At 44.0% G+C, this 23,706-nt stretch carries 23 protein-coding genes; 21 read left to right on the top strand and 2 right to left on the bottom strand.

Features of this window, described 5'->3' with window-relative positions; translation table 11 throughout:
* Positions 1-410: 410 nt before the first annotated feature.
* The 14 genes from BLHYD_RS03725 (at position 411) to BLHYD_RS03790 (ending at position 15,231) form a co-directional block, all read left to right on the top strand.
* Positions 411-614, top strand: a complete 204-nt coding sequence (locus tag BLHYD_RS03725; RefSeq protein WP_021845203.1) for a 4Fe-4S binding protein — start codon at positions 411-413, stop codon at positions 612-614.
* Between the two features lie 16 nt (positions 615-630).
* The gene (locus tag BLHYD_RS03730; protein WP_021845202.1) at positions 631-1,677 is read left to right on the top strand and encodes a 3-methyl-2-oxobutanoate dehydrogenase; all 1,047 of its coding nucleotides are present in this window, start codon (positions 631-633) and stop codon (positions 1,675-1,677) included.
* Positions 1,678-2,418, top strand: coding sequence for a thiamine pyrophosphate-dependent enzyme (locus BLHYD_RS03735; protein ID WP_005949857.1), 741 nt, complete (start codon positions 1,678-1,680; stop codon positions 2,416-2,418).
* A gap of 2 nt (positions 2,419-2,420) precedes the next feature.
* Entirely contained in the window at positions 2,421-2,954 is a 534-nt protein-coding gene (locus tag BLHYD_RS03740) for a 2-oxoacid:acceptor oxidoreductase family protein (protein ID WP_005949859.1), read from the top strand.
* 44 nt (positions 2,955-2,998) lie between these two features.
* Entirely contained in the window at positions 2,999-5,098 is a 2,100-nt protein-coding gene (locus tag BLHYD_RS03745; protein ID WP_021845201.1) for an acetate--CoA ligase family protein, read from the top strand.
* Positions 5,099-5,232: 134 nt separating this feature from the next.
* Entirely contained in the window at positions 5,233-6,486 is a 1,254-nt protein-coding gene (locus BLHYD_RS03750) for a pyridoxal phosphate-dependent aminotransferase (RefSeq protein ID WP_005949865.1), read from the top strand.
* A 120-nt stretch (positions 6,487-6,606) separates the two neighbouring features.
* Positions 6,607-8,028, top strand: coding sequence for a sodium:solute symporter family protein (locus BLHYD_RS03755; protein WP_005949867.1), 1,422 nt, complete (start codon positions 6,607-6,609; stop codon positions 8,026-8,028).
* A 284-nt stretch (positions 8,029-8,312) separates the two neighbouring features.
* A complete protein-coding gene (locus tag BLHYD_RS03760; protein ID WP_021845199.1) occupies positions 8,313-9,578 on the top strand; it encodes an MFS transporter in 1,266 nt (421 codons plus the stop codon).
* A 155-nt stretch (positions 9,579-9,733) separates the two neighbouring features.
* Positions 9,734-10,393, top strand: a complete 660-nt coding sequence (locus BLHYD_RS03765) for a GntR family transcriptional regulator (protein WP_005949873.1) — start codon at positions 9,734-9,736, stop codon at positions 10,391-10,393.
* Positions 10,394-10,469: 76 nt separating this feature from the next.
* A complete protein-coding gene (locus tag BLHYD_RS03770) occupies positions 10,470-10,673 on the top strand; it encodes a hypothetical protein (RefSeq protein ID WP_260784493.1) in 204 nt (67 codons plus the stop codon).
* Between the two features lie 84 nt (positions 10,674-10,757).
* Positions 10,758-12,803 carry a DHH family phosphoesterase gene (locus tag BLHYD_RS03775; RefSeq protein WP_021845197.1) on the top strand — a complete coding sequence of 682 codons (2,046 nt, stop codon included), beginning with the start codon at positions 10,758-10,760 and terminating at the stop codon, positions 12,801-12,803.
* Positions 12,800-13,246 carry a 50S ribosomal protein L9 gene (gene rplI, locus BLHYD_RS03780; RefSeq protein WP_005949878.1) on the top strand — a complete coding sequence of 149 codons (447 nt, stop codon included), beginning with the start codon at positions 12,800-12,802 and terminating at the stop codon, positions 13,244-13,246. Before BLHYD_RS03775 ends, rplI begins: the two co-directional genes overlap by 4 nt.
* Positions 13,247-13,258: 12 nt before the next feature.
* Positions 13,259-14,587: a replicative DNA helicase gene (dnaB, locus tag BLHYD_RS03785; protein WP_005949880.1), complete on the top strand. Its 1,329-nt coding sequence runs from the start codon at positions 13,259-13,261 to the stop codon at positions 14,585-14,587.
* 137 nt (positions 14,588-14,724) lie between these two features.
* Positions 14,725-15,231 (top strand): MerR family transcriptional regulator, encoded by a 507-nt coding sequence (locus BLHYD_RS03790; RefSeq protein WP_005949882.1) that lies wholly within the window; start codon positions 14,725-14,727, stop codon positions 15,229-15,231.
* Positions 15,232-15,497: 266 nt separating this feature from the next.
* On the opposite strand, the gene BLHYD_RS03795 is transcribed toward BLHYD_RS03790, so the two are convergent.
* On the bottom strand, positions 15,498-15,671 hold the full coding sequence (locus BLHYD_RS03795; protein WP_005949884.1) for a DUF362 domain-containing protein: 174 nt from the start codon (positions 15,669-15,671) through the stop codon (positions 15,498-15,500).
* Positions 15,672-15,899: 228 nt separating this feature from the next.
* On the opposite strand from BLHYD_RS03795, the gene BLHYD_RS03800 reads away from it, so the two are divergent.
* Positions 15,900-16,103: a DUF1858 domain-containing protein gene (locus tag BLHYD_RS03800; RefSeq protein WP_005949888.1), complete on the top strand. Its 204-nt coding sequence runs from the start codon at positions 15,900-15,902 to the stop codon at positions 16,101-16,103.
* 156 nt (positions 16,104-16,259) lie between these two features.
* On the opposite strand, the gene BLHYD_RS03805 is transcribed toward BLHYD_RS03800, so the two are convergent.
* Entirely contained in the window at positions 16,260-17,000 is a 741-nt protein-coding gene (locus BLHYD_RS03805; RefSeq protein ID WP_005949892.1) for an adaptor protein MecA, read from the bottom strand.
* A gap of 416 nt (positions 17,001-17,416) precedes the next feature.
* On the opposite strand from BLHYD_RS03805, the gene BLHYD_RS03810 reads away from it, so the two are divergent.
* From BLHYD_RS03810 to BLHYD_RS03835, 6 genes are all read left to right on the top strand, one after another.
* Positions 17,417-17,632: a hypothetical protein gene (locus tag BLHYD_RS03810; protein WP_005949895.1), complete on the top strand. Its 216-nt coding sequence runs from the start codon at positions 17,417-17,419 to the stop codon at positions 17,630-17,632.
* Positions 17,633-17,823: 191 nt separating this feature from the next.
* Entirely contained in the window at positions 17,824-19,473 is a 1,650-nt protein-coding gene (locus tag BLHYD_RS03815) for a glycosyl hydrolase family 18 protein (RefSeq protein WP_005949898.1), read from the top strand.
* Between the two features lie 25 nt (positions 19,474-19,498).
* Positions 19,499-20,101: a hypothetical protein gene (locus tag BLHYD_RS03820; protein WP_005949900.1), complete on the top strand. Its 603-nt coding sequence runs from the start codon at positions 19,499-19,501 to the stop codon at positions 20,099-20,101.
* 62 nt (positions 20,102-20,163) lie between these two features.
* A complete protein-coding gene (locus tag BLHYD_RS03825) occupies positions 20,164-20,841 on the top strand; it encodes an N-acetylmuramoyl-L-alanine amidase (RefSeq protein ID WP_040350725.1) in 678 nt (225 codons plus the stop codon).
* Positions 20,842-20,998: 157 nt separating this feature from the next.
* Entirely contained in the window at positions 20,999-23,011 is a 2,013-nt protein-coding gene (locus BLHYD_RS03830; protein ID WP_055165772.1) for a hypothetical protein, read from the top strand.
* Positions 23,004-23,705, top strand: a complete 702-nt coding sequence (locus tag BLHYD_RS03835) for a glycosyltransferase family 2 protein (protein ID WP_005949908.1) — start codon at positions 23,004-23,006, stop codon at positions 23,703-23,705. The genes BLHYD_RS03830 and BLHYD_RS03835 overlap by 8 nt, the downstream gene beginning before the upstream one ends.
* The last annotated feature ends 1 nt before the right edge of the window (position 23,706 follow it).

Here is a 23,706-nt window from a genome sequence, read left to right on the forward strand (position 1 = left end):
CCTACTCATTTTGTTCTTTGAAAATATGGCAAGACATCGCTGGGTTTTGATAAAAATTTACAATAGCAAAGTATATGTATTTTGAAAGGATTTTTAAAGGGGCTATATCCTGTAGAAATGGGCACTTAAAGCCCTAATGCAGATGTTTTTAGTCAAAAATAAGTTGTAAAATTGAAATTGTAAACAAATATTGTCATATAATGAAGAAAGTAAATGATGATTGAAATTTGTACAAAAACGATATGAAAAATTGATAACTTTTGACGAATTTATGTAAAATGCATAAAAACCATTGATTATATATTATATATAATATATAATGCGAACTATAAACGAAAGAAAATTAGGAGAATGGATTCTCTATTCCAGTAAAATTAAAGAGGAATAGTAGATGGGAAAGGAGGAGCATTATGGCCAAACTTACAATTAGTCCCGAGAGGTGTAAGAGCTGTAAGTATTGTATCGTAGCATGTCCAACCAAATCATTATCCCTGTCCGGTGAGCTCAATGCAGCAGGATATGATCATGTAGCGGTGGACCATGAGAAATGTACGCAGTGTGGAACTTGCTATATTGTATGCCCAGATAATGTATTTGAGATCGTTGAAGAGTGAAAGGGAGTGAAAGACTATGAAGAAGATGTGGAAAGGCAACCATGCAATCGGTGAAGCAGCTATGCGTGCAGGTTGTCAGTTTTATGCAGGATATCCGATTACTCCTCAGACAGAGGTCGGAGAGTATTTGTCCTGGCGTATGCCAGAACTTGGAAGAACTTTTTTGCAGGCAGAAAATGAGATGTCTGCAATGTATATGATTTTTGGGTCCTATGCTTGTGGTATGAGATCTATGACTAGTTCCTCAGGCCCAGGATTCTCACTGAAACAGGAAGGTATCTCCTATATGTGTGCGAACAACTATCCAGCAGTACTGGTGAATGTTCAGCGCTGGGGAGCTGGACTTGGAACTTTGGATTCTTCTCAGACAGATTATTTGAGAGATACCCGCTGTGGCGGCAATGGTGACTGTCGTGTGATCGTTTTGACACCGAACAGCATTCAGGAGACTATCGACTTAATGTACATAGCATTTGATCTGGCAGAGAAATACCGCAATCCAGTAGAGATTCTGACAGAGGCTGCTCTGGGACAGATGATGGAAGCAGTGGAATTCCCAGAGTTCAAAGAGAGAACTGAGGACTTAGGATGGACCTGGGATGGAACAAACCGTGATCACGGCAGATTGGCAAATCCAGATAAACCAGGTGCAACAAAAGCAAAATATGAGTTGATTACTGAGAACGAGCAGAGATACGAAGCATATCAGGTAGAGGATGCAGACTACGTATTTGTAGCATTTGGACTTCCTTCCAGAACAGCTAAAAACGCAGTTGATATTCTGCGCGCTCAGGGTGAGAAAGTCGGCATCATTCGTCCTATCACTGTATGGCCATTCCCATACAAAGCTTTTGAGCAGGTAAACAAAGATGTAAAAGGCTTTATCTCCGTAGAGTCTACAGATGCTGGTCAGCTGGTAGAGGACGTAGCTTTGGCAGCGAAGAAGACGAGAATAGATGTTCCGATCTATGGACAGTTTACAAATCAGCATATTCCGAAAGCAAAAGAAGTTGTGAAGTTTTATGAGCAGGTAAAAGCCGGACAGATGAAGGAGGTGTTCTAAATGGCAGTGTTGAGAAAAACACCGAAGATGGTTAGTATACCGAATAGTTTCTGCCCAGGATGTGGCCATGGTATTTTGAACCGTCTGATTGCAGAAGTAATCGAAGAGAATGGTTACGAAGATAAGACAATTTTGACTCTTGGAGTTGGATGTTCCTGTAATATGAACATGAGCTGGAATGGTGACAAAATCCAGACTGCTCACGGAAGAGGTGCAGCTACCGCTATGGGTATTAAAGTTGCGAGACCAGACCTTCTTTCTATCGCTTATCAAGGAGATGGAGATGCATATGTAATCGGTCTTGCGGAGACTATGAACGCTGCATATCGTAACGAGAATATTACTGTATTTGTGGTAAATAACAATAACTTTGGTATGACAGGTGGACAGATGTCTTGGACTACCATGCCAGATCAGAAAACTACGACCAGTGTTCACGGAAGAGATACAAACTGGACTGGTATGCCGATTAAGTTGCCGGAAATGATCGCTTCTTTGCCAAACGTGGCATATGTAGCTAGAGGATCTGTTCAGAGTCCGAAAGAGATCCGTAAACTACGCAAATATGTAAAGAACGCAATCGAGGCACAGTTGAATAACGAGGGATATTCTCTGGTGGAAGTATTGGCGCCATGTCCTACCAACTGGGGTATGCCGATCGACAAAGCTCTTGCATGGATGGATAAGGAGGTTTCTGCTTATTACACCTTGGGCGAGTTGAGAGAAAGGAAGGGTGATTGAGTATGGAATTAGTATTCGCTGGTTTTGGTGGACAGGGAGTTTTGACATCAGGCATGATCATGGCTGAGATGGCTCTGGAAGAAGGAAAGACAGTGACTTGGATGCCCACTTATGGACCTGCCATGAGAGGTGGAAAAGCATACAGCGTAGTGAAATATGTAGATGGCGTGATTGGCGGACCAGATATTGAGGAATCCGACGTACTGGTAGCTATGAATGCCCCTTCCCTGGAATATGCGGCTTACCTGAAAGAAGGCGGCACGTTGATTATCAACAGCGATGAGGTTGCTGACGATCAGACAGTGGAAGGAAATTTTAACATCATTAGAGTTCCATGTATGGAGCTGGCAATGAAAGCGAACAATCCGAAAGCAGCTAACATTGTTGCAATTGGTGCATTGATTAAAAAATGCGGACTGTTCGAGCCAGATATGGCCAGAAGAGTTCTGAAGGAAATGTTCGTGAAGAAAGGCAAAGAGAAATTTACTGCAGCGAATGAGGCGGCGTTTAACGAAGGTTATAACTACGTTCAGTAAGCGGCAGTATAGAGCAAAGAATGTAGCGGAGGTATGAGGCAAAGATGGATATACAAAAACTGATTAAACCTAAGAGTATTGCAGTTGTGGGGGTAACGGATAGACCTGGTTTTGGACGTGGTGCAGCTCAGGGTGCATTGAATAGTAGGATAGTAGAGCACGCATATTTTGTGCATCCCAAAAAGACAGAGCTTTTTGGAAAAAAATGCTATCCTAGTATTTCGGCATTGCCAGAAGTTCCTGAGTGTGTGGTACTTGCAACAAACTGCCATACAATACCGGCGCTGCTGGAAGAGGCCGGTGCCTTTGGAGTGAAGGCGGCTGTGATCTATGCCAGCGGTTTCTCAGAGGAGAACACTGAAGAGGGAATCGCACTGGAAGAGCAGATAAAAGGCATCGCCAGAAAATATGACATGTGTATCTGCGGACCAAACTGTATGGGTATGCTGAACAATGTGGATAAAGTCAATATGTGGGGCGGCCATACACATTGGGATTTGGAAGATGATGCTCATGGAATTGCGATTATTGCACAGAGTGGATTTATCTGTGCAGAGATATTGAACACAGATTTCTTCAATATCTCTTACGCAATCTCTTCAGGAAATGGAAATATTGTCACACTGGAAGAATTCCTCGAGTTTGTTGTGGAAGACGAACACGTATCTGTTGTTGCCCTTTATCTTGAAGGTGTTCGTGACTCGGAGAGATTTGTACGTGCATTAAAGAAAGCTGCGATGATGCGCAAACCAGTGGTAATTCTGAAATCAGGAAGATCTGTGAGAGGCGCGATTTCAGCGGCATCCCATACTGGAAGTATGGCGGGATCTAATAAATCTTACATGAGTATCTTTGAAAAATACGGCGTTGTTGTCGCAGAGACTTTGGAAGAGTTCATGTGTCTGGCACAGACTCTGAGCGTGCTGAACGGTAACTTCCCGAAGAAGAAAGAAGTGGCAGTGATTAGCTTCTCCGGTGGAGAGAGTACTCTGAGTGCCGACATCGCTGAGGAAGTGGGCGTGGATTTGGCAGAGATTTCTGACGAGACAAAGGCCAAGTTGAAAAACTTCATCCCGGGCTACGCTTCGGCTAAGAATCCTCTGGATGCTACTACCACTTTGTTCCACGATGACGAGCGTACAGTAGGTGTTCTGAAATCATTTAATGATGACCCTGCGGTAGGATTAATTACTGTGGGTGTAAACGTTAAGAAAGACGATGATTTGACCACTTCTGATATGTGTAAGAGCATCGCTCATGCAAAAGAATTGGGTGTGGATAAGCCAGTTGTGGCGATTCCGTCGCTGGAAGGTTATCGTTTCCGCGGTTCCAGAAGAATTCTGGAAGATGCGGGGGTTCCGTTGATGTCTTCTATGGGTACTTCTTTCTCAGCGCTAAAGAAATTGCTAACCTTCGCTACTTATAACTATGAAGAGCATAATCTGGAAGCCTGTGTTCCGAAGGATCACGAGGGAGCTGAGACTTATGCGCTCTCAGAGTTCGACAGCAAAGAAGAGATGAAGAAATATGGAGTTCCAGTTCCCGCACAGGCGATTGCGAGAAGTACAGATGAGATCAAAGAGGCTGTCAAAGGGATGAAATATCCATTGGCGCTGAAGATTAATTCTTCTGAGATTCTGCACAAGACAGAAGCCGGCGGTGTAAAACTTCGTATTCAAAATGAGGAGGAGGCTGTTGCTGCATACGATGAAATTATGGCGAATGTGGCGAGAACCAATCCTGGAAAGAAGACCGATGGAATTTTAGTTCAGGAGATGGCAGCTTCTGGTGTAGAGATTATTATTGGTGTGACAAATGACAAACAGTTTGGTCCTATGCTTTTAGTAGGATTGGGTGGAATTTATGTAGAAGTCTTCAAAGATGCGGCATTGTATCCGGTTCCTCTGAACAAGGGAGAGGCTATGAACATGTTGAAATCTCTGAAGAGCTACAAAATGCTGACTGGATACCGTGGCTCTGCTCCATGTGATTTGGATGCACTCACAGATATGATGGTGAAAATCGCAAATTACGCATACGAGCACAAAGATGAGATCAAAGAGATGGATCTTAATCCGGTATTTGTATATCCAGAAGGCCAGGGGGTTTGCGCGGTAGACGCGTTGATCGTGAAATATAAATAATTCAGTGCTTTATGAATTGGTATGCGAAATGGTAGCTGTGAAATTCACAAGGAGAATAGGTTATCATTTTGCATACCTGAAAATAAAATAGAGATGTGAGAGCATCTCAAAGGAAAAAGACAGGGGGAATAAAAATGGCAGAATTTACCATGACAGCATCAAATGCTACTGGCAAGGGAAAACCAGATCCCAGTTTCAGTTCAGCAGGAAATGCAGGAACCGCGATTGCGAAGTACGGAAAAGAAAATGTGACGGATGCCACCTTAGGTGTGTTAAAGGATGAGAATGGAGATTTCTTATCTTTGCCTACCGTCAACAAATGTTATCGCGAGCTTCCGGCAAATGAACTGATGGATTACGCTCCAATTCCAGGATTAAAAGACTACTTGGATGCAGCGATTGCCAATGCGTTTAAAGGCCATCAGCCGAAAGGAACTTATACAGGCGCTGTGGCAACACCAGGAGGAACAGGTGCAATTCATCATATGATCTTTAACTATGTGGAAAAAGGCCAGAAGTTTGTGATTCCAAACTGGCACTGGGGACCATATCGTGAGATCGCCGAGGAAAATGAAAGAGAATGGGAAATGTATCAGATGTTCGATGAGAACAACGAGTTTTCCAGAAAGAACTTAAAAGATGCAGTTTCCAAGTTATTAGAGACACAAGACAGTGTCATGACCATTTTTAATACTCCGGCCCATAATCCATCTGGTTATACCATGACTGACGAGGATTGGGAAGACATTATGAACTTCTATCGTGAGTGCGCGAAAAAACCAAATAAGAAAATTATCATTCTGTGGGATATGGCATATATCGACTATGCAGGTGACCCAGATGAAGTGAGAAGTTTCTTAAAATACTTTGAAGATCTGCCGGAGAATATTTTATTGGCAGTGGCATACAGTATGTCAAAATCTTTCTTAGTATATGGAATGCGCTCAGGTGCACTGATTGGTGTGTCTTCTTCTAAGACAGTTGCAGAAGAGTTTGCAAACGTAAATACTTTCTCAAACCGTGCAACTTGGTCAAACGGAAGCCGCGGTGCACAGAAAATGCTGGCAGAGATTACAGCAGATCCGCAGTTGAAAGCAAGCGTGGACAAAGAGCGCGCACAGTTCAGCGAGATGCTGGCAAATCGTGCCCAAATCTTTATCAAGGAAGCAGCAGAGGAAAATTTAAAAATTCTTCCGTATGAGGCAGGATTTTTCATCACGATTCCTGCGAAGGATTCAGCCGGTCTGGCAAATAAGCTTGCGCAGAATAACATTTTCGTAATTCCGTTAAAAGAAGGAATTCGCTTAGCTTTGAGTGCTGTACCGACAGATAAGGTTCCGGGATTAGCAGGAAAAATCAAGGCGGTGTTTGCAGGACATGAAGCGTGAAATAGGATATTTTGAACATTGGAGGCAGAGGGGATTGCCCCCAGAATGAAGGGTAACATGTTGCTGAATTGAGGAGGAAAAGCGACTCGATTCCATATTGTGAGAAAGAGAGAATAAGATATGGATCATAAAATGTTTATTATCGTAGTTGTTGCTATCTATTTTGTGGTTTTGTTAGGGATTGGTTTCTTCACGAGGAACAAGAATAATGAAGTGGATGATTTCCTGGTAGCAGGTCGTAATGTAGGGCTTGTGGTTGGCGGATTCTCCATCGCATCTGTACAGATTGGAGCAGGTATCATCGTTGGCGGTGCAACCGATGGATCTCAGTTTGGTGTATGGCCGGGAATGTATTATGCGATAGGCTGTGGTCTAGGATGTATTATTGCTGGTATTTTTATTGCAGGCCGTATGAGAGAGGTCGAAGGCGTTGTGCCGATGGACTATTTCGAGGCACGTTTTGGAAAGTATAAAGTAGTTCGTGGATGGGCATGGCTGAGTAATGTACCGTCTATGTTGGGTATCTTTATTTCCCAGTTGCTTGCTTGTGGAAGTATTTTGTCAGCGTTTGGTCTTCCGTTTTCTGGAAGTGTAATCATCTGTGCAGTAGTTATTTTGGTGTCTGCTGTTATGGGTGGAATGTGGTCAGTAGCCATCGGAAATACGATTCAGATTATCATCATTATGGTTGGTATTCCGGTTGCAGCGATTGCAGCACTGGTGACATTGAACAACAATGGTGTGCCGGTTGGAGAAGTTTTTGCAATTCCATTCATTCCAGATGGACTGTTTAGTAAATTTATCTACAAAGTAACTCCTATGTTGGTTTCTATTTCTGTTTCTTATGACGCATTCCTGCGTTATCAGGCAGCAAAAGATGTAAAGACCGCAAAGGGAGCTTGTATCTTAGGTGGAGTAATTACAATCGTTGTTGGATTTGCAGCTTCTTTGGTAGGTGCTGCAGGGCAGGCAGTGTTCCCAGGATCAGATCATAGCAGTATCTTTGCATTTACAGTATCTGAACTGTTGAATCCAGTACTGGCAGCAGTGGTAGTAACGGCTGTGTTGGCAGCGGCAATGTCTTCTGGTAGTGGATTGCTCATTGGACTTGGTGGATCTTTCTCTGCTGACTTGTACAGAGGTGTTATGCACCCGGATAAAGAAATGAGCGAGCTTCCGAAAGCAAAAGTAATCGCAAAAGTAACGGTGGTTGTTGCTTGTATCGTTGGTGTACTTCTCAGCTTCAAGATTGACAACTTGCTGGATGCTATTATTCTCTTTAACTATCCTTACATGGGATCTGTGTTGGTACCATTGTTGGGTGCAGTATTCTATAAAGGGGCTACCGTTAAAGGCTGTTTCGCTGCAATGGGTGTTGGAGCAGTCATTGGAACAGGAGCTTTCATTGGAAGTTTCATTGGCATGAATGCTGATTTAGGACTGTTTGTAGCATATCTTGGATCTTTAATCGCATTAGTAGCGGTTAGCTCATTTGATTCTAAGAAGTGCCCAATGATTACAAAGAGATCAAAACAAGTGTGATCTATGGAACAATAGTGATACATATAAAATTACAGTGAAATAAGAATTAGATTGCTGAGTAGTTTGAACCGTTCAAATGCTCAGCAATCTTAAGCGATAAACCCGGCAGGCAGCTGCTGTGCTTGCACGGGCAGATATTTGCCGGGCAACGGACAGCGAACAGCAGCGCTGTGAGCTGGCCGCAATATCGCGGCGGATAGGGAAGACTTTTTTCCTTATCCGCCCTTCATAGTTTCATACGGGTCTATGGAGACAGAAATAAAATATAAAGGATTAAAAGGTAAATGAAAAAGACAAGTAAACTACATTATGGCTGGATTTTATGTTTTGCCAGTTGTCTGATGCTGACAGGAGGGGCGGGAATCATCATCAACTCTGCAAACCAGTTTCTAAAACCGGTGACAGAGGCTTTTGGGGTTTCTCGCGGACAATTCTCGTTTTACATATCCTGTATTTCCATTACCTCTATGATTGTAAGTCCTTTTATCGGAAAGATATTTACCAAGTTTCCCCCAAAGAGAGTTACCATTTTCGGTGGTTTACTGATGGTGCTGTGTTGGCTGGGGCTGTCTGTGGCAAATAATATTTATCTGTTCTATGTATTGGGACTTTTGATCGGTACCGGTTCTTCTCTTACCGGTATGGTGTGTGTCAGCATTCTGATGAACAATTGGTTCGTGGAGAGAAAAGGCACAGCGATGGGAATTGCGTTGACCGGTACTGGAATTGGAAGTATGATCTTTAATCCAGTTGCCAGCAAATTGATTGTGGAGTGCGGATATCAGGCTGCTTACCGTTGGTTGGGACTGATTTGTATTTTGGCTTTGCTTCCGTATATGCTGTTATTCCGTTATCAGCCTTCTGAGATTGGAGCAAGTCCATTAGGAGCAGAGAATCAGTCGAGAGAGAAAGAGAGCAAAAAAGAGGCACCTCTTGTGATTACTGGGCTGACCAGGGCAGAGGCGATGAAACGTCCAGAATTTTATGGAATTTGTTTCATAGCTTTTGCGCTGAGCGGAGCGTGTCAGGGACTTTATCAGCATATGACAGCATACTTTACAGACATTGGCTATGAGCAGGTGAGAGCAGCTTCTTTTATTGGAATCGTAGGCTTCACTCTGGCAGTCGGAAAGATTGGAGCTGGATGGTTGACAGATAAGATTGGGCTTCAGAAATGTTATATTCTCTTGGTGGGTCTTTCTACGCTGGGAATTGTGCTGTTGAATTTTTCTACTGTGGGAGCGATCGCGATTTTGTCTTCTTTTTTGTTTGGATTTGCTATGGCAGCGCCTTTTGTGCTGGCACCTCTGTTGACAACTTTCGCGTTTGGCGCAAAAGACTTTGCAGACATCTATGGGACCGTGACGATTTTTACATTTTTGGGTCCGATTTTAATGCCCACGTTATCTGGAATGATCTACGATCAGTTTGGAAGTTACTTTTTTGCGTTCGTGGTCTGCGGTGTGATTGAGGCGGCTAGTCTGGTGATTGGAGTGGCAATTTTAAAGAGCGGCGGATATGAAAAACTTCAGGCAGCGAATCAGGTGTAAAGCAGGAAAATAGCGATTACGATTTAGACTATTGCAGACATACAAAAAATATGTGATGAAATAGCACGAAAGGGTACGAAATCTGTCTATATTTCTCTTGAAAGGTTGAGGGTTCTGCTGTACAATATAAGTACCAGTAGTAGGAGGAAGCAGTGATGGGGCTTGCGAGAGTAAATTTATCAGACCAGATCTATCAGATGTTGAAAGATGACATTGTGTATCAGAGAATCAAGTGTGGAGAGAAAATGACTGTGAAAATGCTGGTGGAGCGTTTTCAGGTCAGTGCGACTCCCATACGGGAGGCATTGATTCGTCTGTCTCAGGAACGGCTGGTTACCTATCACCCCAATGTTGGTGCCAGTGTAATTGAGATGACGGATAATGATCTGCGTGAGATCTATGAGTTTGTCGGAGAAGTGGACAGTCTAGCTATTTATTACGCATCTTTGCATCCGAATAATCAGGAATTGATAGAAAAATTAAGAGAAAATTTAACGCGCTCTAGAGAATTGATGGGAGCGGAGAATGCAGATATTTGGAATGCTTGTACGGATGAATTTCATATACTTTTCTTTGAATACTGTAGGAACTCGAGGCTAAGAGAGGCCGCAGAAGGTGTCAGAAGTCAGTTGGCGATTATGAGTAACCAATGTGGAAAGTATATGGAGCTGCAAAGACAGATATGTTGGTTTCATGAACATATTTTTGAAGCTTATGAAAAAGGAGAGATTACTCAGGCGATGGCCCTTATGCGGCAGCATTTAAGGGAATCTCTGATTGAGGAGCAGCGTTTATTAAAAAATGAAGAGGAATAAGTTCATGCCGATGATTGGTCATGAAGTAGAATGTAAAAAATACCTTTGTCTTCTAGGAGAAGTACAGAGGTATTTTTTGTATGATAAGGAAGATCTTGTCACACTGATGCGTGAAAATGCTTTTTTATCATACAAAAAATTACAAGATCCCACCGTGGAGGGGAAGGAGTTGTCGCTGAAGCGACCCACCGCAGGCGAAGAATTCTGCGGGACAGGATTCCTTTTTATGAGGGGCATGATGGCAGTACACATTTTTATTCCAAAAACGGGAAATATCTGATATAATAAATATATGTGTAGATCTTTGCACACGGTGAAACAATACAGTGATGCAGCGGTAAAATACTAAAATGTAGGTATGAAAATGAAAAAAGAATTCAAATTACGAGGACAACTGAAAAAATTTATGCAGTGGCCGATCTTTCTATCCATTCTTTTGATCGGCATGAATATTGCGGTCTATTTTGTAAGTGTAAAGGCGGGAGTCTTAGTGACGGTGGTGGTTGTGTGTTATCTAATCGCCGCAGGACTGTTGTATTTCTACAACAAACCGATTATCCTCAATGAATTGATTGCTTTCGCGAATCAGTATGACCAGCTGGAACAGCGGATGTTGGAAAATTTGGCTTTGCCTTATGGCCTGCTGGATTCGGATGGAAAGTTGCTTTGGGGAAACCGGATGCTCGCAGAACTCCTTGGAAAAAATCCAGAGAAGAAGATGGTTTCTTATTTGTTTCCTGAGATTACACCGAATAAACTTCCCAAAGGGAAAAAGCAGGTGGAAATCCTGGTAGAGTATGAAGATCGGGTGTACAATGCGGTTATGCACAGAATTTCCCTGGAAGAATTGTTGGACAAGACAGGTTTGTTGGAGGCAATGGGGGAGAAGCAATATCTGTATGCAATGTACCTGCTAGATGTGACAGAACTGAATGTCTATAAGAAAAAGAATGAGGATGACAAACTGGTAGTTGCGATCGCTTATCTGGACAACTACGATGAAGCGCTTGAGAGTGTGGAAGAAGTGAGAAGAGCTCTGCTGATCGCGTTGATTGACCGGAAAATCACAAAATATTTTTCGAATTATGGCGGTTTGGTCCGCAAAATGGACAAAGACAAATATTTCCTGATTATGAGAATGTCTTCTCTTCGAACTTTGCAGGAGGAGAAATTCCATATACTCGAGGAAGTTAAGACAGTCAATATAGGAAATGAAATGTCTCTGACTCTGAGTATCGGTATCGGGGTGAACGGTTCGAATTATGGACAGAACTATGAGTACTCCCGGATTGCGATGGAGATGGCACTGGGACGAGGCGGAGATCAGGTAGTTGTCAAAAATGGCAATAATATTACGTATTTTGGCGGGAAGTCACAGCAGATGGAAAAGACTACCCGTGTAAAAGCACGTGTGAAAGCGCAGGCTCTGACGGAGTTTATCAGCACGAAGGAGCGTGTTGTGGTTATGGGGCATAAGATTACAGATGTGGATGCCTTTGGGGCGGCGGTGGGAATCTACCGGGCTGCAAAGACATTGGGGAGGCCGGCACATATTGTGGTCAATGACCCGACTACATCAATTCGTCCACTGATGGCTGGCTTTATGGAGAACTCTGAGTATGAGGCGAACATGTTTGTGACCAGCGATGAGGCAAAAGAATTGGTGGATCAGAATACAGTGGTTGTGGTGGTGGATACCAATAAGCCCAGTTATACAGAATGTGAAGATCTACTGTACATGACGAGGACCATCGTGGTGCTCGATCATCACCGCAGAGGCAGCGAAGTGATTCAGAATGCGGTGCTGTCGTATGTGGAGCCTTATGCGTCTTCTGCTTGTGAGATGGTGGCGGAGATCCTTCAGTATATGCCGGATGGAATTCGAATCCGCAGCATTGAGGCGGATAGTATGTATGCTGGGATTATGATCGATACGAATAACTTCCTGTCAAAAGCAGGAGTAAGAACCTTTGAGGCGGCGGCTTTTCTGCGTAGATGCGGGGCTGATGTGACCAGAGTGCGTAAGATGCTTCGGGACGACATGGAGTCTTATAAAGCCAGAGCGATGGCAATCAGCAATGCAGAGATCTACAAAGGCAGTTATGCGATTGGCATGTGTCCAAGTGAAGGATTAAAAAGTCCGACGGTCGTAGGAGCTCAGGCGGCTAATGAGCTGCTGAATGTGGAAGGTGTGAAGGCATCTTTTGTCCTGACAGACTATAACAATGTGATTTATATCAGCGCCCGTGCGATTGACGAAGTGAACGTACAGGTAATTATGGAGAAGCTGGGCGGCGGAGGCCATATGAATGTGGCAGGCGCGCAGGTCAGCGGATATACGATGCAGGAGACCCTGCATATGGTAAAAGGGATTATCGATGAAATGCAAAGAGAAGGAGAATTAGAATGAAAGTAATTTTATTGCAGGATGTAAAATCTTTGGGAAAAAAAGGGGATATTGTGAAGGTAAGCGACGGTTATGCCAGAAATATGATTTTGCCGAAGAAATTAGGCGTGGAGGCTACTCCGAAGAATCTGAATGATCTGAAGCTTCAAAAGGCGAATGAAGAAAAAGTTGCCCAGGAAAATCTAGAAGCGGCTCAGGCATTTGCCAAAGATTTGGAAGATAAAGAAGTGATTGTCAAACTGAAAGTGGGAGAGGGCGGAAAAATTTTTGGCTCCGTCTCCACGAAAGAGATCTCAGAGGCCGCGAAAGAGCAGTTGAATTTGGATATTGACAAGAGAAAACTACAGCTTCCGTCACCGATCAAGGCTTTGGGAGTGACCCAGGTTCCAGTGAAGCTTCACCCGCAGGTAACTGGGACTCTGAAAGTGTTTGTAAAAGAAGCATAGGAGGAAGGGTGCATGGAAGAAGCCCTGATAAAACGGATTCTGCCGAATAGTCTGGAGGCCGAACAGTCTGTGATTGGGTCTATGATTATGGACCGCGAAGCGATTTTGGTGGCTTCAGAGATATTGACAGGAGAAGACTTCTATCAGAATCAGTACGGAATTATTTTCGATGCGATGGTTGAGCTGTGCAATGAGGGAAAGCCGGTGGACTTGATAACACTTCAAGATCGGCTAAAGGAGAAAGATCTTCCGCCGGATATCAGCAGTATGGAATACATTCGAGATCTGATGGATGTAGTGCCCACATCAGCGAATGTGAAATACTATGCGAATATTGTCAGTGAGAAGGCAATGCTTCGGCGGCTGATTAAGACCAGCGAAGAGATTGCCAATACCTGTTATCTGGATAAGCAAAGTACAGAGGAGATTATGGAGGAGACGGAGAAGAAGATTTTCCAGCTTCTTCAGAGGAGAACTTCCGGTGAATTTGTGCCGATTCAACAGATTGTCTTAAATGCAGTAAGCAATATCGAGAGGGCATCTAAGACCAAGGGAAGTGTCACAGGACTTCCCACGGGGTTTGTGGATTTAGACTACAAGACTTCAGGTTTTCAAAATTCAGATTTAATTTTGATAGCTGCCAGGCCTTCCATGGGAAAGACCGCGTTTACCCTAAATATTGCTCAGTACATGGCAGTAAAAAAGAATATCACAGTGGCGATTTTCAGCCTAGAGATGTCAAAGGAACAGCTGGTAAACCGACTGTTGGCCAGTGAGTCCAGAGTAGATTCTCAGACACTTCGAACGGGAAATCTGAAGGATGAGGACTGGACAAAGCTGGTGGAAGGAGCGGATATCATTGGCCGTTCTCATTTGATTATTGATGACACTCCGGGAATCTCTGTAGCTGAGATGCGCTCTAAGTGCAGAAAGTATAAGCTAGAACAAAATTTGGGAATTATCTTTATTGATTATTTACAGCTGATGGGAGGGAGCGGAAGGAGCGATTCCAGACAGCAGGAGATTTCGGAGATATCCAGATCTTTGAAGGCTTTGGCCAGGGAGCTGAATGTTCCGGTTGTGGCTCTCTCTCAGCTGAGCCGGGCGGTGGAGCAGAGGACGGACCACAGACCAATTCTGTCCGACCTGCGTGAGTCAGGGGCGATTGAACAGGATGCGGACGTGGTGATGTTTATATACAGGGATGATTACTATAACAAAGATACGACGAAGCCAGGTGTCGCAGAGATTATTATAGCAAAACAGAGAAACGGCCCGATTGGAACTGTAGAGCTGGTATGGCTGGCAAAATATACACAATTCGTCAATATGAAGAAATAGAGAGGGAATTTGTCGAAGGGATTTCGTTGCAATCTGTTCTTCCTCTGATATAATATAAGCAGCGCAGCCGTTTTCATTAGTGGGTTTGCCCGCTTTGAACGGCAAGAAACGCAAGGATTTTTCTGAGGAGGGATAGTATGGAAGAGGAACGCTATACTGTCTCACAGGCAGCAGAATTGGCAGGCGTCAAGTCCTATGTGCTCAGGTACTGGGAGGAAGAATTAAACCTGCGGATCGCACGCAATGAGATGGGGCATCGCTACTACACTCGATATGATATTCAATTATTTTTGAATATAAAAGAGCTGAAGAGAAGGGGATTACAACTTCGAGCAATTCGAGATGTGATTCCAAGTATTTATCATCAGGCCCCAGGAAGCCCTTACAGTAAAGTACAGCTTTTGACTACAGAGAAAGAAGTAGAGACAGCGGATCATACCAAGATGGGAGTACAGTATTCGGATCGAATGCAGGAGTTTCAGATGATTTTGGACAAACTAATTACTCTGGGCCTGCAAGAAAAGAGCAAGGATGAGCTCCGATGCCGTAAGCTAGATGAGGCAATTCGACATCACCAGAGAGTGAGACGCGAAGCCGCGGCTGCGGAGGAGAAAAAAACAAAAACGAAGAGGAAAATGAAATAAGAAAGAATTCTAAAGAATCCTGCTCGCAGGATTCTCCGCCTGCGGCGGGCTGTGCTAGCAGCATCTTCGTCTCCGCCGCAGTGCGATTCTATGATTTTTTGTGTTATCGGAAAGAATTTGTCACATTGATGCGCGAAAGTGCTTTCCGATAACACAAAAATATGAGGCTGTCATATATTTTATGACAGCCTCATTTTAAGTGCCATGATGTATCGGAAAGCTGCCGATGGCAGACTTACCATATGGCTTTTGCAAAGTGTATCTTATTATTCACCAGCTACAATAGCCTCAGTTGGACAGGCATCAGCACAAGTACCGCAATCTACACAAGCGTCAGCATCGATTACGTATTTGTCCTCTCCCTGAGAAATAGCCTCTGATGGACATTCTGCTTCGCAGGTTCCACAGCTTACACACTCATCTGTAATAACGTATGCCATGATATTATCCTCCTTTTATGATATATTTTTAACCTTGTGGTTTATCCTCATTCTAATATATAAAACCTTAGATTACAAGGGAAATTTTTATAAAAAGTGTATGAAAAACAGTGCAAAAAATGGGGGAGTTCATAGATGTACCTTGATTCTTGACTAAAAAGATTATATAATAAGATTTGAACGATTTGATAAAATTGTTACTAAGATAACCAAAGGAGGTAAATCGTCATGGCACAGGTTTCGAAAGACATGTTAATCGGAGAATTAATCCGTTTGGACCCTAATGTTGCGCCAATTCTGATGCGTGCTGGAATGCACTGCCTGGGTTGTCCATCCGCGCAGATGGAATCCTTAGCAGAAGCTGCTATGGTTCATGGGCTGGATGTGGACGTGCTGGTTGCGCAGATCAATGATTTTCTGGAAAACAAATAAAATAAATGTTAATGAATAGTTTTATATGAAAAGGGGACCGCACTGCTGTTTGCAAGCAGAGGCGGTCCCTTTTTTCAGAAAGGAAAAGTTTATGAAATTGTCAAAGTATGTGAAAAGTTTATCGTGGATAAACTTTTCTGCGTTTTGAGTCATGGACTAAAGTTCTGATAGTTGTTGAAGGGCCTTTTGAGGGAGAATGATCTCGCCGTGCTCAATGAGGTGAGCTTCACCAGCGTTTGAGAACACTTTTCCTCGGCCGTATTCTGAAAGAATGTTACATACTTTGTTAAATTCTTCTGGAGTATAAGAAGACTGATGAATTACCAGCTGATAACTGCCGCTTTTTTCGTCTTTATAGAGAGCGTTATCTCCCTTGTAAAATTGATTCAGACTTTTGGAAGCTTCTATAATAGTATCCAGGTCCGCAAAATGGTAGATGTAGACCAGATTGACCGATGGTGTCTCTGTCTTAGGTGGGACCGTCTTGCTGTTTGTCTTGGCTTCTGGTTTTTTACCTGAATTCTTTGTCCTGGCTTCGTATAATTTTTGGAAAATATCGATTATGCTGTCTGCGCCGTCTAATTGGAGCACAGCGTCGTTAGTGCCGGCGGTGGGGGCAAATTTAGAAAAACGAGTGTCCAGTTCTTCAGGGTCCTCCACCTTTGTGATGATGAGAAGGATACTCTCAGAATTCAGAGGAATCGCTTCAATCATCAGCGGAATGTTGTCGGCTTCAAAACCGAACTGCGCCTGTGCCTGCTGCATCATATCCCGAAACAGAGACTTTGCTTTTTCAGTACCGTAGGCGAGCTCACTGAGACGAATTTGGTGGTTTTCCAGATCTTCTCTTGTCAGCGTACAGCGAATTTGATTATCATTGATTTTTTCTATTTTCATAACATCACATCCTGTTCCTAGTCCATGACTCTAAACAATTCTTTCATGTTATGGGATCCTAATCTTATTATATACATAGGTCTTTCGAATGTAAAGCAAATCAGGAAACCAATTTATAAAATATATGGAAAGAAAAGAGAAAAATTTGCGCAAATTGTATAAAACAGTTGAAATGGAAAAAGTTTTGAGTATAATAGAGGTTAGAAAAAGGTGTGGTGCGGCGGGTGATGAGAGAAATGATCAAAGTTGCATAATAATACATCTAAGTTAGTCTGACAATCATGTCTTGAATTTCTTGCAGCATTCTGGCTGCGGTGAAAATCCCAATTTTTATTTTCTCGTCTCATCAGATCTTTTTCGAAACCTGTGTGGTGTTTTCTAAAAAATTCAGGAAAGGAGGTCTACGTATTTAAAGTATGTCACGAAAAACGGGAAAGCCTCTGAAAAAAGAGTTGAGAGACTATCAGGAGGCGGGAGTCACATTGTGGCTCGATGGTCATCCCAGTACGCCGAAGAAAATCGTAAAAGCTCATAAGCTTGCGGAAAACGGTGTTTACATGAGAGATTATGTTGAGAATGAGAAAGGAGAGATTGCTAAGTTAAAATTTGATTTTGTAAAGACAAAGAAATAATTTAAAAGTGCGAGAGCTTGTGAAGGTTTTTGTAAGGTCCCCTCATACATAACCCCTTCGCAGGCTCTTTATAAAAGTTACAATTTTTTTAAGAAAAAGTGACGAAAATATATAAAAAAAGTATAAAATGTCGAAAATGGTACCGATGTGTGCAAAAAATATGATATAATGATTCTCCAGGAGGTAAGAATATGAGAAGACGAGGAGTACCGATTTTGATAGTGCTGCTTTTAATCTTTGTGATTGGAATTGCAGGCGTCATTTCGATGTACGTGAAAAAACACACCCCCACGAAAAAAGAGATGGATAAGACAGAATATTTTGGAGAGATGTCGGAGAATGAAATCCCATTGGTATTTGAGACCGAAATTTTAGAAGACAGAGGGCTTCTGAAAGACGGAGTTCCCTATCTTCCATTGCGGGTGGTCAATTCATACTTGAATCCCAAATATTACTGGGCTGCAGACGAAAAGAAAATTTTTTATGCTCACCCAAATGAGGTTGAGAAGGTACCTGCAAATGACAAGTCAGGAAAAGTATTATATGAGAACGATCAGGTCTACCTGTCTTTGGACTTTGTGAAGGAGTACACAGACATGGATACCAAGCTTTGTGAAGCTCCGCAGAGGTTGGTGGTGAATTACAAGTTCGATCATCCGATTGTCGAGGCGAAAAACGAGGAATATGTTCGTTACCGGGGCGGAATTAAGAGTGAGGTGCTGACTTCCGTTAAGGCCAAAGATGAGATGTGGCTGATGGAAGAGTATGAGAATTGGGTCCAAGTGGCGACGGCGGACGGGTATATTGGTTATATTCCCAAAAAAGCCATTGGCAGTGCGAAGGACTCAGATAGGGAGGTAAAGTATACTCTAGAGGACTATACCAGCATTCAGAAGGACTTTACGATTAACCTGGCATGGCATCAGGTGACGACGAAGGAGGCTAATGCCACTTTGGATGACACGCTGGCCAGTGTTCAGGGAGTTAATGTAATCTCGCCTACCTGGTATACGATTACAGACAATAAGGGGAATATTAAATCCATTGCCAGCAAGGAATATGTGACGAAGGCCCATCAAAGAGGCATGGAAGTTTGGGGACTAATTGATAATTTTAGTGCAGATATCAGTACAGAAAAGGTCTTGGCAAGCTCTAGCGCACGGGCCAAGATTGTGAAACAGCTGATGACTTCCGCAAAGAGAACTGGTTTGGATGGAATTAATGTGGATTTTGAATCCATGACAGAAGAAGCGGTTCCTCATTTTCTGGAATTTTTAAGAGAGCTGTCTATCGAGTGCAGGGAGCGGGGACTGACGCTCTCAGTGGACAATCCGCCGCCGCAGAATTATACGAAGTATTATAACCGCAAAGAACAGGCTTCGGTGGTTGATTATGTCGTGATTATGGGATACGATGAGCATTACAATGGTTCTGAGGAGGCAGGTTCTGTGGCTTCCCTTCCGTGGGTGATCGAGGGAGTGGAGGACACATTGAAGGAAGTGCCGGCAGAGAAAATTATTCATGGTATTCCTTTGTATACCCGGCTGTGGAAAACCTCGGCGGGGATTGTGACCAGTGAGGCGATTTCCATGCCCCAGGCACAGGAAGTGATTGAGGTGCATAAAGTGGAGACTTACTGGAACAAGGAAGTTCATCAGAACTACGGGAAATATGAAGAAGGAAATGATGTCTATGAGATTTGGCTGGAGGATGCAGATTCCATAGCAGAAAAGGTAAAACTGGTGCCTAAATACGGGCTGGCCGGAGTTGCCGAGTGGAAGTTAGGATTTGAAGATCCCGGCATATGGAGTGTCATTAATGAAAATTTGAGCACGAAGTAGGATAGGCAGAAAGGAAGGGGTAGCGATGGACCAGGAGGTTTTCAAGACGACGCTGATGGGAGGTTTTGACAAAGATGATGTGTTGGAGCAGGTGCAGAAAATGAAAGATGCGGCGATGGACGAACGGGCGCGGTTTAAGAAGACGATTTCTGAGAAGGATGCGAAAATCGCGGAACTTCAGAGACGCTTAGATCTCAAAGATATGCAGCAGCTACGTTTGGAACAGGACATACGGGAAAAATATCAGAAGTACATTGATAAATATGACAGTATTCTAAAGCTCGTGTTTGATGCGCAGGTTCGGGCGGATGAGATACTGGCGCAGACGATGGAGGAGTGTGAGAGAAAGAAAAAAGACACGCAGGAAGAGTGCCAGCGCATGAGAGAAGAGGCGGAGTCTGAAGTGCAAGAGGCCCGTGAGACGGCACGAAAAGAGATCGATGAAAATCTTTTGGAAGGGAAGCAGTGTTATCTGGCGATTCAAAAAGAAATGGATGAGATTGTCGATGTGATTAACCACGCACAGAAAAGGTTTATGGCTTCCTACAAAAAAATACATAGTATTGTGAACGCGGCACCGGAGCCTCTCGGTGGAGTGGATTTGGATGAGGAATTTGAGGAGGCGTAACATGCTAAAGACACCTTTTGGGTCATATACTTAACAGAGTAGACCCGAGAGGTGTTTTTGATTTGAAAAAGAAGATACTGGAATTGGGGATGGGAGTGCTTCTTTTAGTGTGTTTTCTTGCGCTTTCTAAAGAAGCGGCATCGGTGACCAGCCAGGCGGCGGGAAAAGTGATTGTTGTGGATGCAGGACATGGCGGGGCAGACCCGGGAATGGTAGGAATCGGTGATCTGGAAGAAAAAGGGATTAATCTGGCAATTGCACAGGAATTAAAGGAACTTTTGGAGAAAGACGGATACCAGGTAGTCATGACTAGGGAAGAGGACAAAGGTTTGTATCAGGAGGGGAGCAGTAATAAGAAGGCGCAGGATATGCAGAATCGTTGTGCTTTGATTGCCGAGGAAAAGCCGGCGGTGAGTGTCAGCATCCACCAGAACAGCTACAGCGACCCTGAGGTGAAGGGCCCGCAGGTGTTTTACTATGAACACTCTGCACAGGGGGAAGAGTTGGCAGTCTGTATTCAAGAACAGCTAAACCAGCAATTGGAGGTGGAACGGCCCAGACAGGTAAAAGGAAATTCTACTTATTATCTGCTGAAACGCAGTGAGGGCGTTTTGAATATTGTGGAGTGCGGCTTTTTGACGAATCCGCAGGAGGCGGAGCTTTTACAGACGAAAGAGTATCAAAAGAGAATAGCTGGGGCGATTAAGGATGGAATCGTGGAGTATCTGCAAAAGTTGTAACAGTTCAGCCAGCGCCATTTGTAAAACTGCACTGTTACACAAGGCTAAAAAAATAGTATTTTGTCTGTTCAAAAATGTTTTTTTTTGATATACTGACAAAGTGAAAGAAAGGGGGCTGAGGTTGCATTCAGTCCCTTTGCGTTTATAAGGAGCTTTTATGCTGGGAATCATTTATTTTGTTATTTGTCTTGTGATGGGAAGGGCAATTGAGACACTCACAAGGTCTGTCTGGGAGGAGGCAGCCCAAAGACTGCCCAATCCTTTTTGGCTGCGTGGCGTCTTACAACTCTTTTGCGGGACCTTGTGCGTTACCTGGCTGGTATATGGCGTCTCGTACTGCTTTCAGGCAGAGCGGCATCCGCTGGCCTATGGAAATGGAATTGTCCTGCCTGCGACCGCGGTCTGCGCGGCGGCTGTATTGTGGATGGACAGGAGAAGGGGAAAGGCAGGAAAACTTTCGGGAGTTACAGACCGAAAGCTTTTTTGGAGAGAGGGGGCCTTCTACCTGGCGGTTTTTCTTTTTATCAGTTGGTGGATGTGGTATGTCTTTCATGCATCGGAAGGAGTTCTGTATGCCGGTTTCACGGTGTTTGGGGATTTTTCGCCTCACACAGCGATGATACGTTCGTTCTCCTGGGGGAATAATTTTCCCACACAATATCCGTACTTTGGCGGAGAAGACGTAAAATATCACTTTATGTTTCAATTTCTCACAGGAAATCTGGAATATTTGGGGATTCCCATGGAGATAGGATTTTTGCTGACGGGAGCAGTGTTTTTCACCGGAATGGTGATTTTGGTGTGCACGTTGGCCCAGTGGATTTTTCAACGATTTTCGATTGGAGTGTTAGCAGGAATCCTTCTGTGCTTTCGCAGTTCTTTTTCTTTTTGGAGGTTTGTCTGGGAACACTTGGAAGCAGGAGACTTGTGGGAAACCTTGAAGACAAATACGGAGTTTATCGGGTACACGGCCAATGAAAGCTGGGGACTTTGGAATTTGAATGTGTATCTGAATCAGAGACACCTGGCCTTTGGCTTGTGCGCGCTGGGACTGGCGCTGCTTTTGTATCTGCCGGATTTGGACCGCGGCTGTTCCAGGCAGGAGAAGGGCTGGCGGTGGTTTTGGAACCGTGTATTTGGCGTGGAGTCTTGGAAGAGCAGAAATATCGGACGGGCCATATTTCTGGGAGTTCTCCTGGGAGCGAGCGTGTTTTGGAATGGGGCGGTTGTCATCGCAGCCTTGCTGGTTTTAGCAGGCTTTGCAATGTTTTCAGACGGAAAGCTGGACTACGTGGTGACTGCGGGAATTACGCTGGCGGCGTCCGCATTCCAATCTGCTTTTTTCATGGACGGAGCAGGGATGGAACTGCAGTTTCAGTTCGGTTTTCTGGCACAGGAGCCTACACTGAAAGGATGCGTAGTCTATCTGCTGGCTTTGACAGGACTTTTTTTTCCTCTTTTGGGGCTCACAATTCCGTTTTTGGGGAAGCTGGAGAAGTGTCTGGCCTTTGCCTTTAGTTTGCCATTGGTGTTTGCGTTTACCGTATCGCTGACACCGGATATCGCGGTAAATCATAAATATGTGATGATTTCCATACTGCTCTGTGCAATCTTGGTGGCAAAAGGACTGACGCAGCTTTTGGGAAAGAAGGCTGGCCAAAAAGTTTTGGCGGGATTTCTTGTACTGATGCTGACGGTGACAGGACTTTATGATATGGTAGTCATCTATAAGGATAATGATGCTTCGCACAGTTTTCAGATTGCGAAGGATGACGATGTGACAGAATGGTTGCGGGAAAATATAGACAGCGAGGATTTGGTGCTGACACCCCAGTACAGCCTTACTCGTGTGACGGTGTCAGGGATTATGATGTATTGTGGGTGGCCGTACTATGGGTGGTCCGCAGGATATGATACGGATTACAGAACGGCGGTGGCACTGGAAATCTACCAGACAGAGGACTCCGGGAGACTGAGAGAATTGGTGAGGGATGAGGGAATCACCTATGTTATATATGAAGATAATATGCAGTTAGATGGCCAGAGCTGTGAGGAAGGGACAATTTCTGAGACTTATCCCCAGGCTTATTGTTCGGAGGATGGGACTTTGAGAATATATCGGACAAGCGAATCGAGAGAAAGGGCAGAAGAGGTAAGAAAAGATGGATAAGTTATACATTGTGATGCCTGCGTACAATGAAGAGGCAAACATAGAGGCTGTGGTCTCACAGTGGCATCCTTTGGTGGAGAAAATCGGAAGTGACAGCAGACTGGTAGTGATGGATGATGGCAGCAAGGACCATACCTATGAGAAATTAAAAGATTTGCAGAAGAAGTTTCCACAGCTGGTGGGGGTGACGAAGGAAAATGAGGGGCATGGGGCGACAGTGCTCAGGGCCTACCACTATGCCGTCGATCATGGAGCGGATTATGTCTTTCAGACGGATTCAGACGGGCAGACTTTGCCAGAAGAATTTTGGCCTCTCTGGGAGAATAGGCAGAGAGGGGGGCTGCTGATCGGACAGAGAAAAGGCCGCGAAGATGGGATATCCAGGGTTTTTGTCACGCGGGTGCTCCGGCTGGTCTTGTTCGCTGTATTTCGTGTGTGGGTAAAGGATGCAAACACACCATTTCGATTGATGAAGGCGAGTGAGCTAGAACAGGTGCTGAAGAAGATTCCAGAGGGATTTAACTTGTCCAATGTGATTATGACGGTGATCTATGAGAAGGAAAATAAGGTGACCTATTATCCGATTACATTTCGGCCCAGGCAAGGCGGTGTGAATTCCATTAATTTAAGGAAGATCTCACGGATTGGCTGGCAGGCTGTGAAGGACTTTAGAAGAATACGCAAGGAACTGTGAG

It is taken from the genome of Blautia hydrogenotrophica DSM 10507, assembly GCF_034356035.1.
Classification (GTDB): Bacteria; Bacillota; Clostridia; order Lachnospirales; family Lachnospiraceae; genus Blautia_A; species Blautia_A hydrogenotrophica.

Coding starts and splice junctions, on each gene's coding strand:
- BLHYD_RS03725 (WP_021845203.1), top strand. CDS start 411: ATGGCCAAACTTACAATTAGTCCCGAGAGGTGTAAGAGCTGTAAGTAT.
- BLHYD_RS03730 (WP_021845202.1), top strand. CDS start 631: ATGAAGAAGATGTGGAAAGGCAACCATGCAATCGGTGAAGCAGCTATG.
- BLHYD_RS03735 (WP_005949857.1), top strand. CDS start 1,678: ATGGCAGTGTTGAGAAAAACACCGAAGATGGTTAGTATACCGAATAGT.
- BLHYD_RS03740 (WP_005949859.1), top strand. CDS start 2,421: ATGGAATTAGTATTCGCTGGTTTTGGTGGACAGGGAGTTTTGACATCA.
- BLHYD_RS03745 (WP_021845201.1), top strand. CDS start 2,999: ATGGATATACAAAAACTGATTAAACCTAAGAGTATTGCAGTTGTGGGG.
- BLHYD_RS03750 (WP_005949865.1), top strand. CDS start 5,233: ATGGCAGAATTTACCATGACAGCATCAAATGCTACTGGCAAGGGAAAA.
- BLHYD_RS03755 (WP_005949867.1), top strand. CDS start 6,607: ATGGATCATAAAATGTTTATTATCGTAGTTGTTGCTATCTATTTTGTG.
- BLHYD_RS03760 (WP_021845199.1), top strand. CDS start 8,313: ATGAAAAAGACAAGTAAACTACATTATGGCTGGATTTTATGTTTTGCC.
- BLHYD_RS03765 (WP_005949873.1), top strand. CDS start 9,734: ATGGGGCTTGCGAGAGTAAATTTATCAGACCAGATCTATCAGATGTTG.
- BLHYD_RS03775 (WP_021845197.1), top strand. CDS start 10,758: ATGAAAAAAGAATTCAAATTACGAGGACAACTGAAAAAATTTATGCAG.
- rplI (WP_005949878.1), top strand. CDS start 12,800: ATGAAAGTAATTTTATTGCAGGATGTAAAATCTTTGGGAAAAAAAGGG.
- dnaB (WP_005949880.1), top strand. CDS start 13,259: ATGGAAGAAGCCCTGATAAAACGGATTCTGCCGAATAGTCTGGAGGCC.
- BLHYD_RS03790 (WP_005949882.1), top strand. CDS start 14,725: ATGGAAGAGGAACGCTATACTGTCTCACAGGCAGCAGAATTGGCAGGC.
- BLHYD_RS03795 (WP_005949884.1), bottom strand. CDS start 15,671: ATGGCATACGTTATTACAGATGAGTGTGTAAGCTGTGGAACCTGCGAA.
- BLHYD_RS03800 (WP_005949888.1), top strand. CDS start 15,900: ATGGCACAGGTTTCGAAAGACATGTTAATCGGAGAATTAATCCGTTTG.
- BLHYD_RS03805 (WP_005949892.1), bottom strand. CDS start 17,000: ATGAAAATAGAAAAAATCAATGATAATCAAATTCGCTGTACGCTGACA.
- BLHYD_RS03810 (WP_005949895.1), top strand. CDS start 17,417: ATGTCACGAAAAACGGGAAAGCCTCTGAAAAAAGAGTTGAGAGACTAT.
- BLHYD_RS03815 (WP_005949898.1), top strand. CDS start 17,824: ATGAGAAGACGAGGAGTACCGATTTTGATAGTGCTGCTTTTAATCTTT.
- BLHYD_RS03820 (WP_005949900.1), top strand. CDS start 19,499: ATGGACCAGGAGGTTTTCAAGACGACGCTGATGGGAGGTTTTGACAAA.
- BLHYD_RS03830 (WP_055165772.1), top strand. CDS start 20,999: ATGCTGGGAATCATTTATTTTGTTATTTGTCTTGTGATGGGAAGGGCA.
- BLHYD_RS03835 (WP_005949908.1), top strand. CDS start 23,004: ATGGATAAGTTATACATTGTGATGCCTGCGTACAATGAAGAGGCAAAC.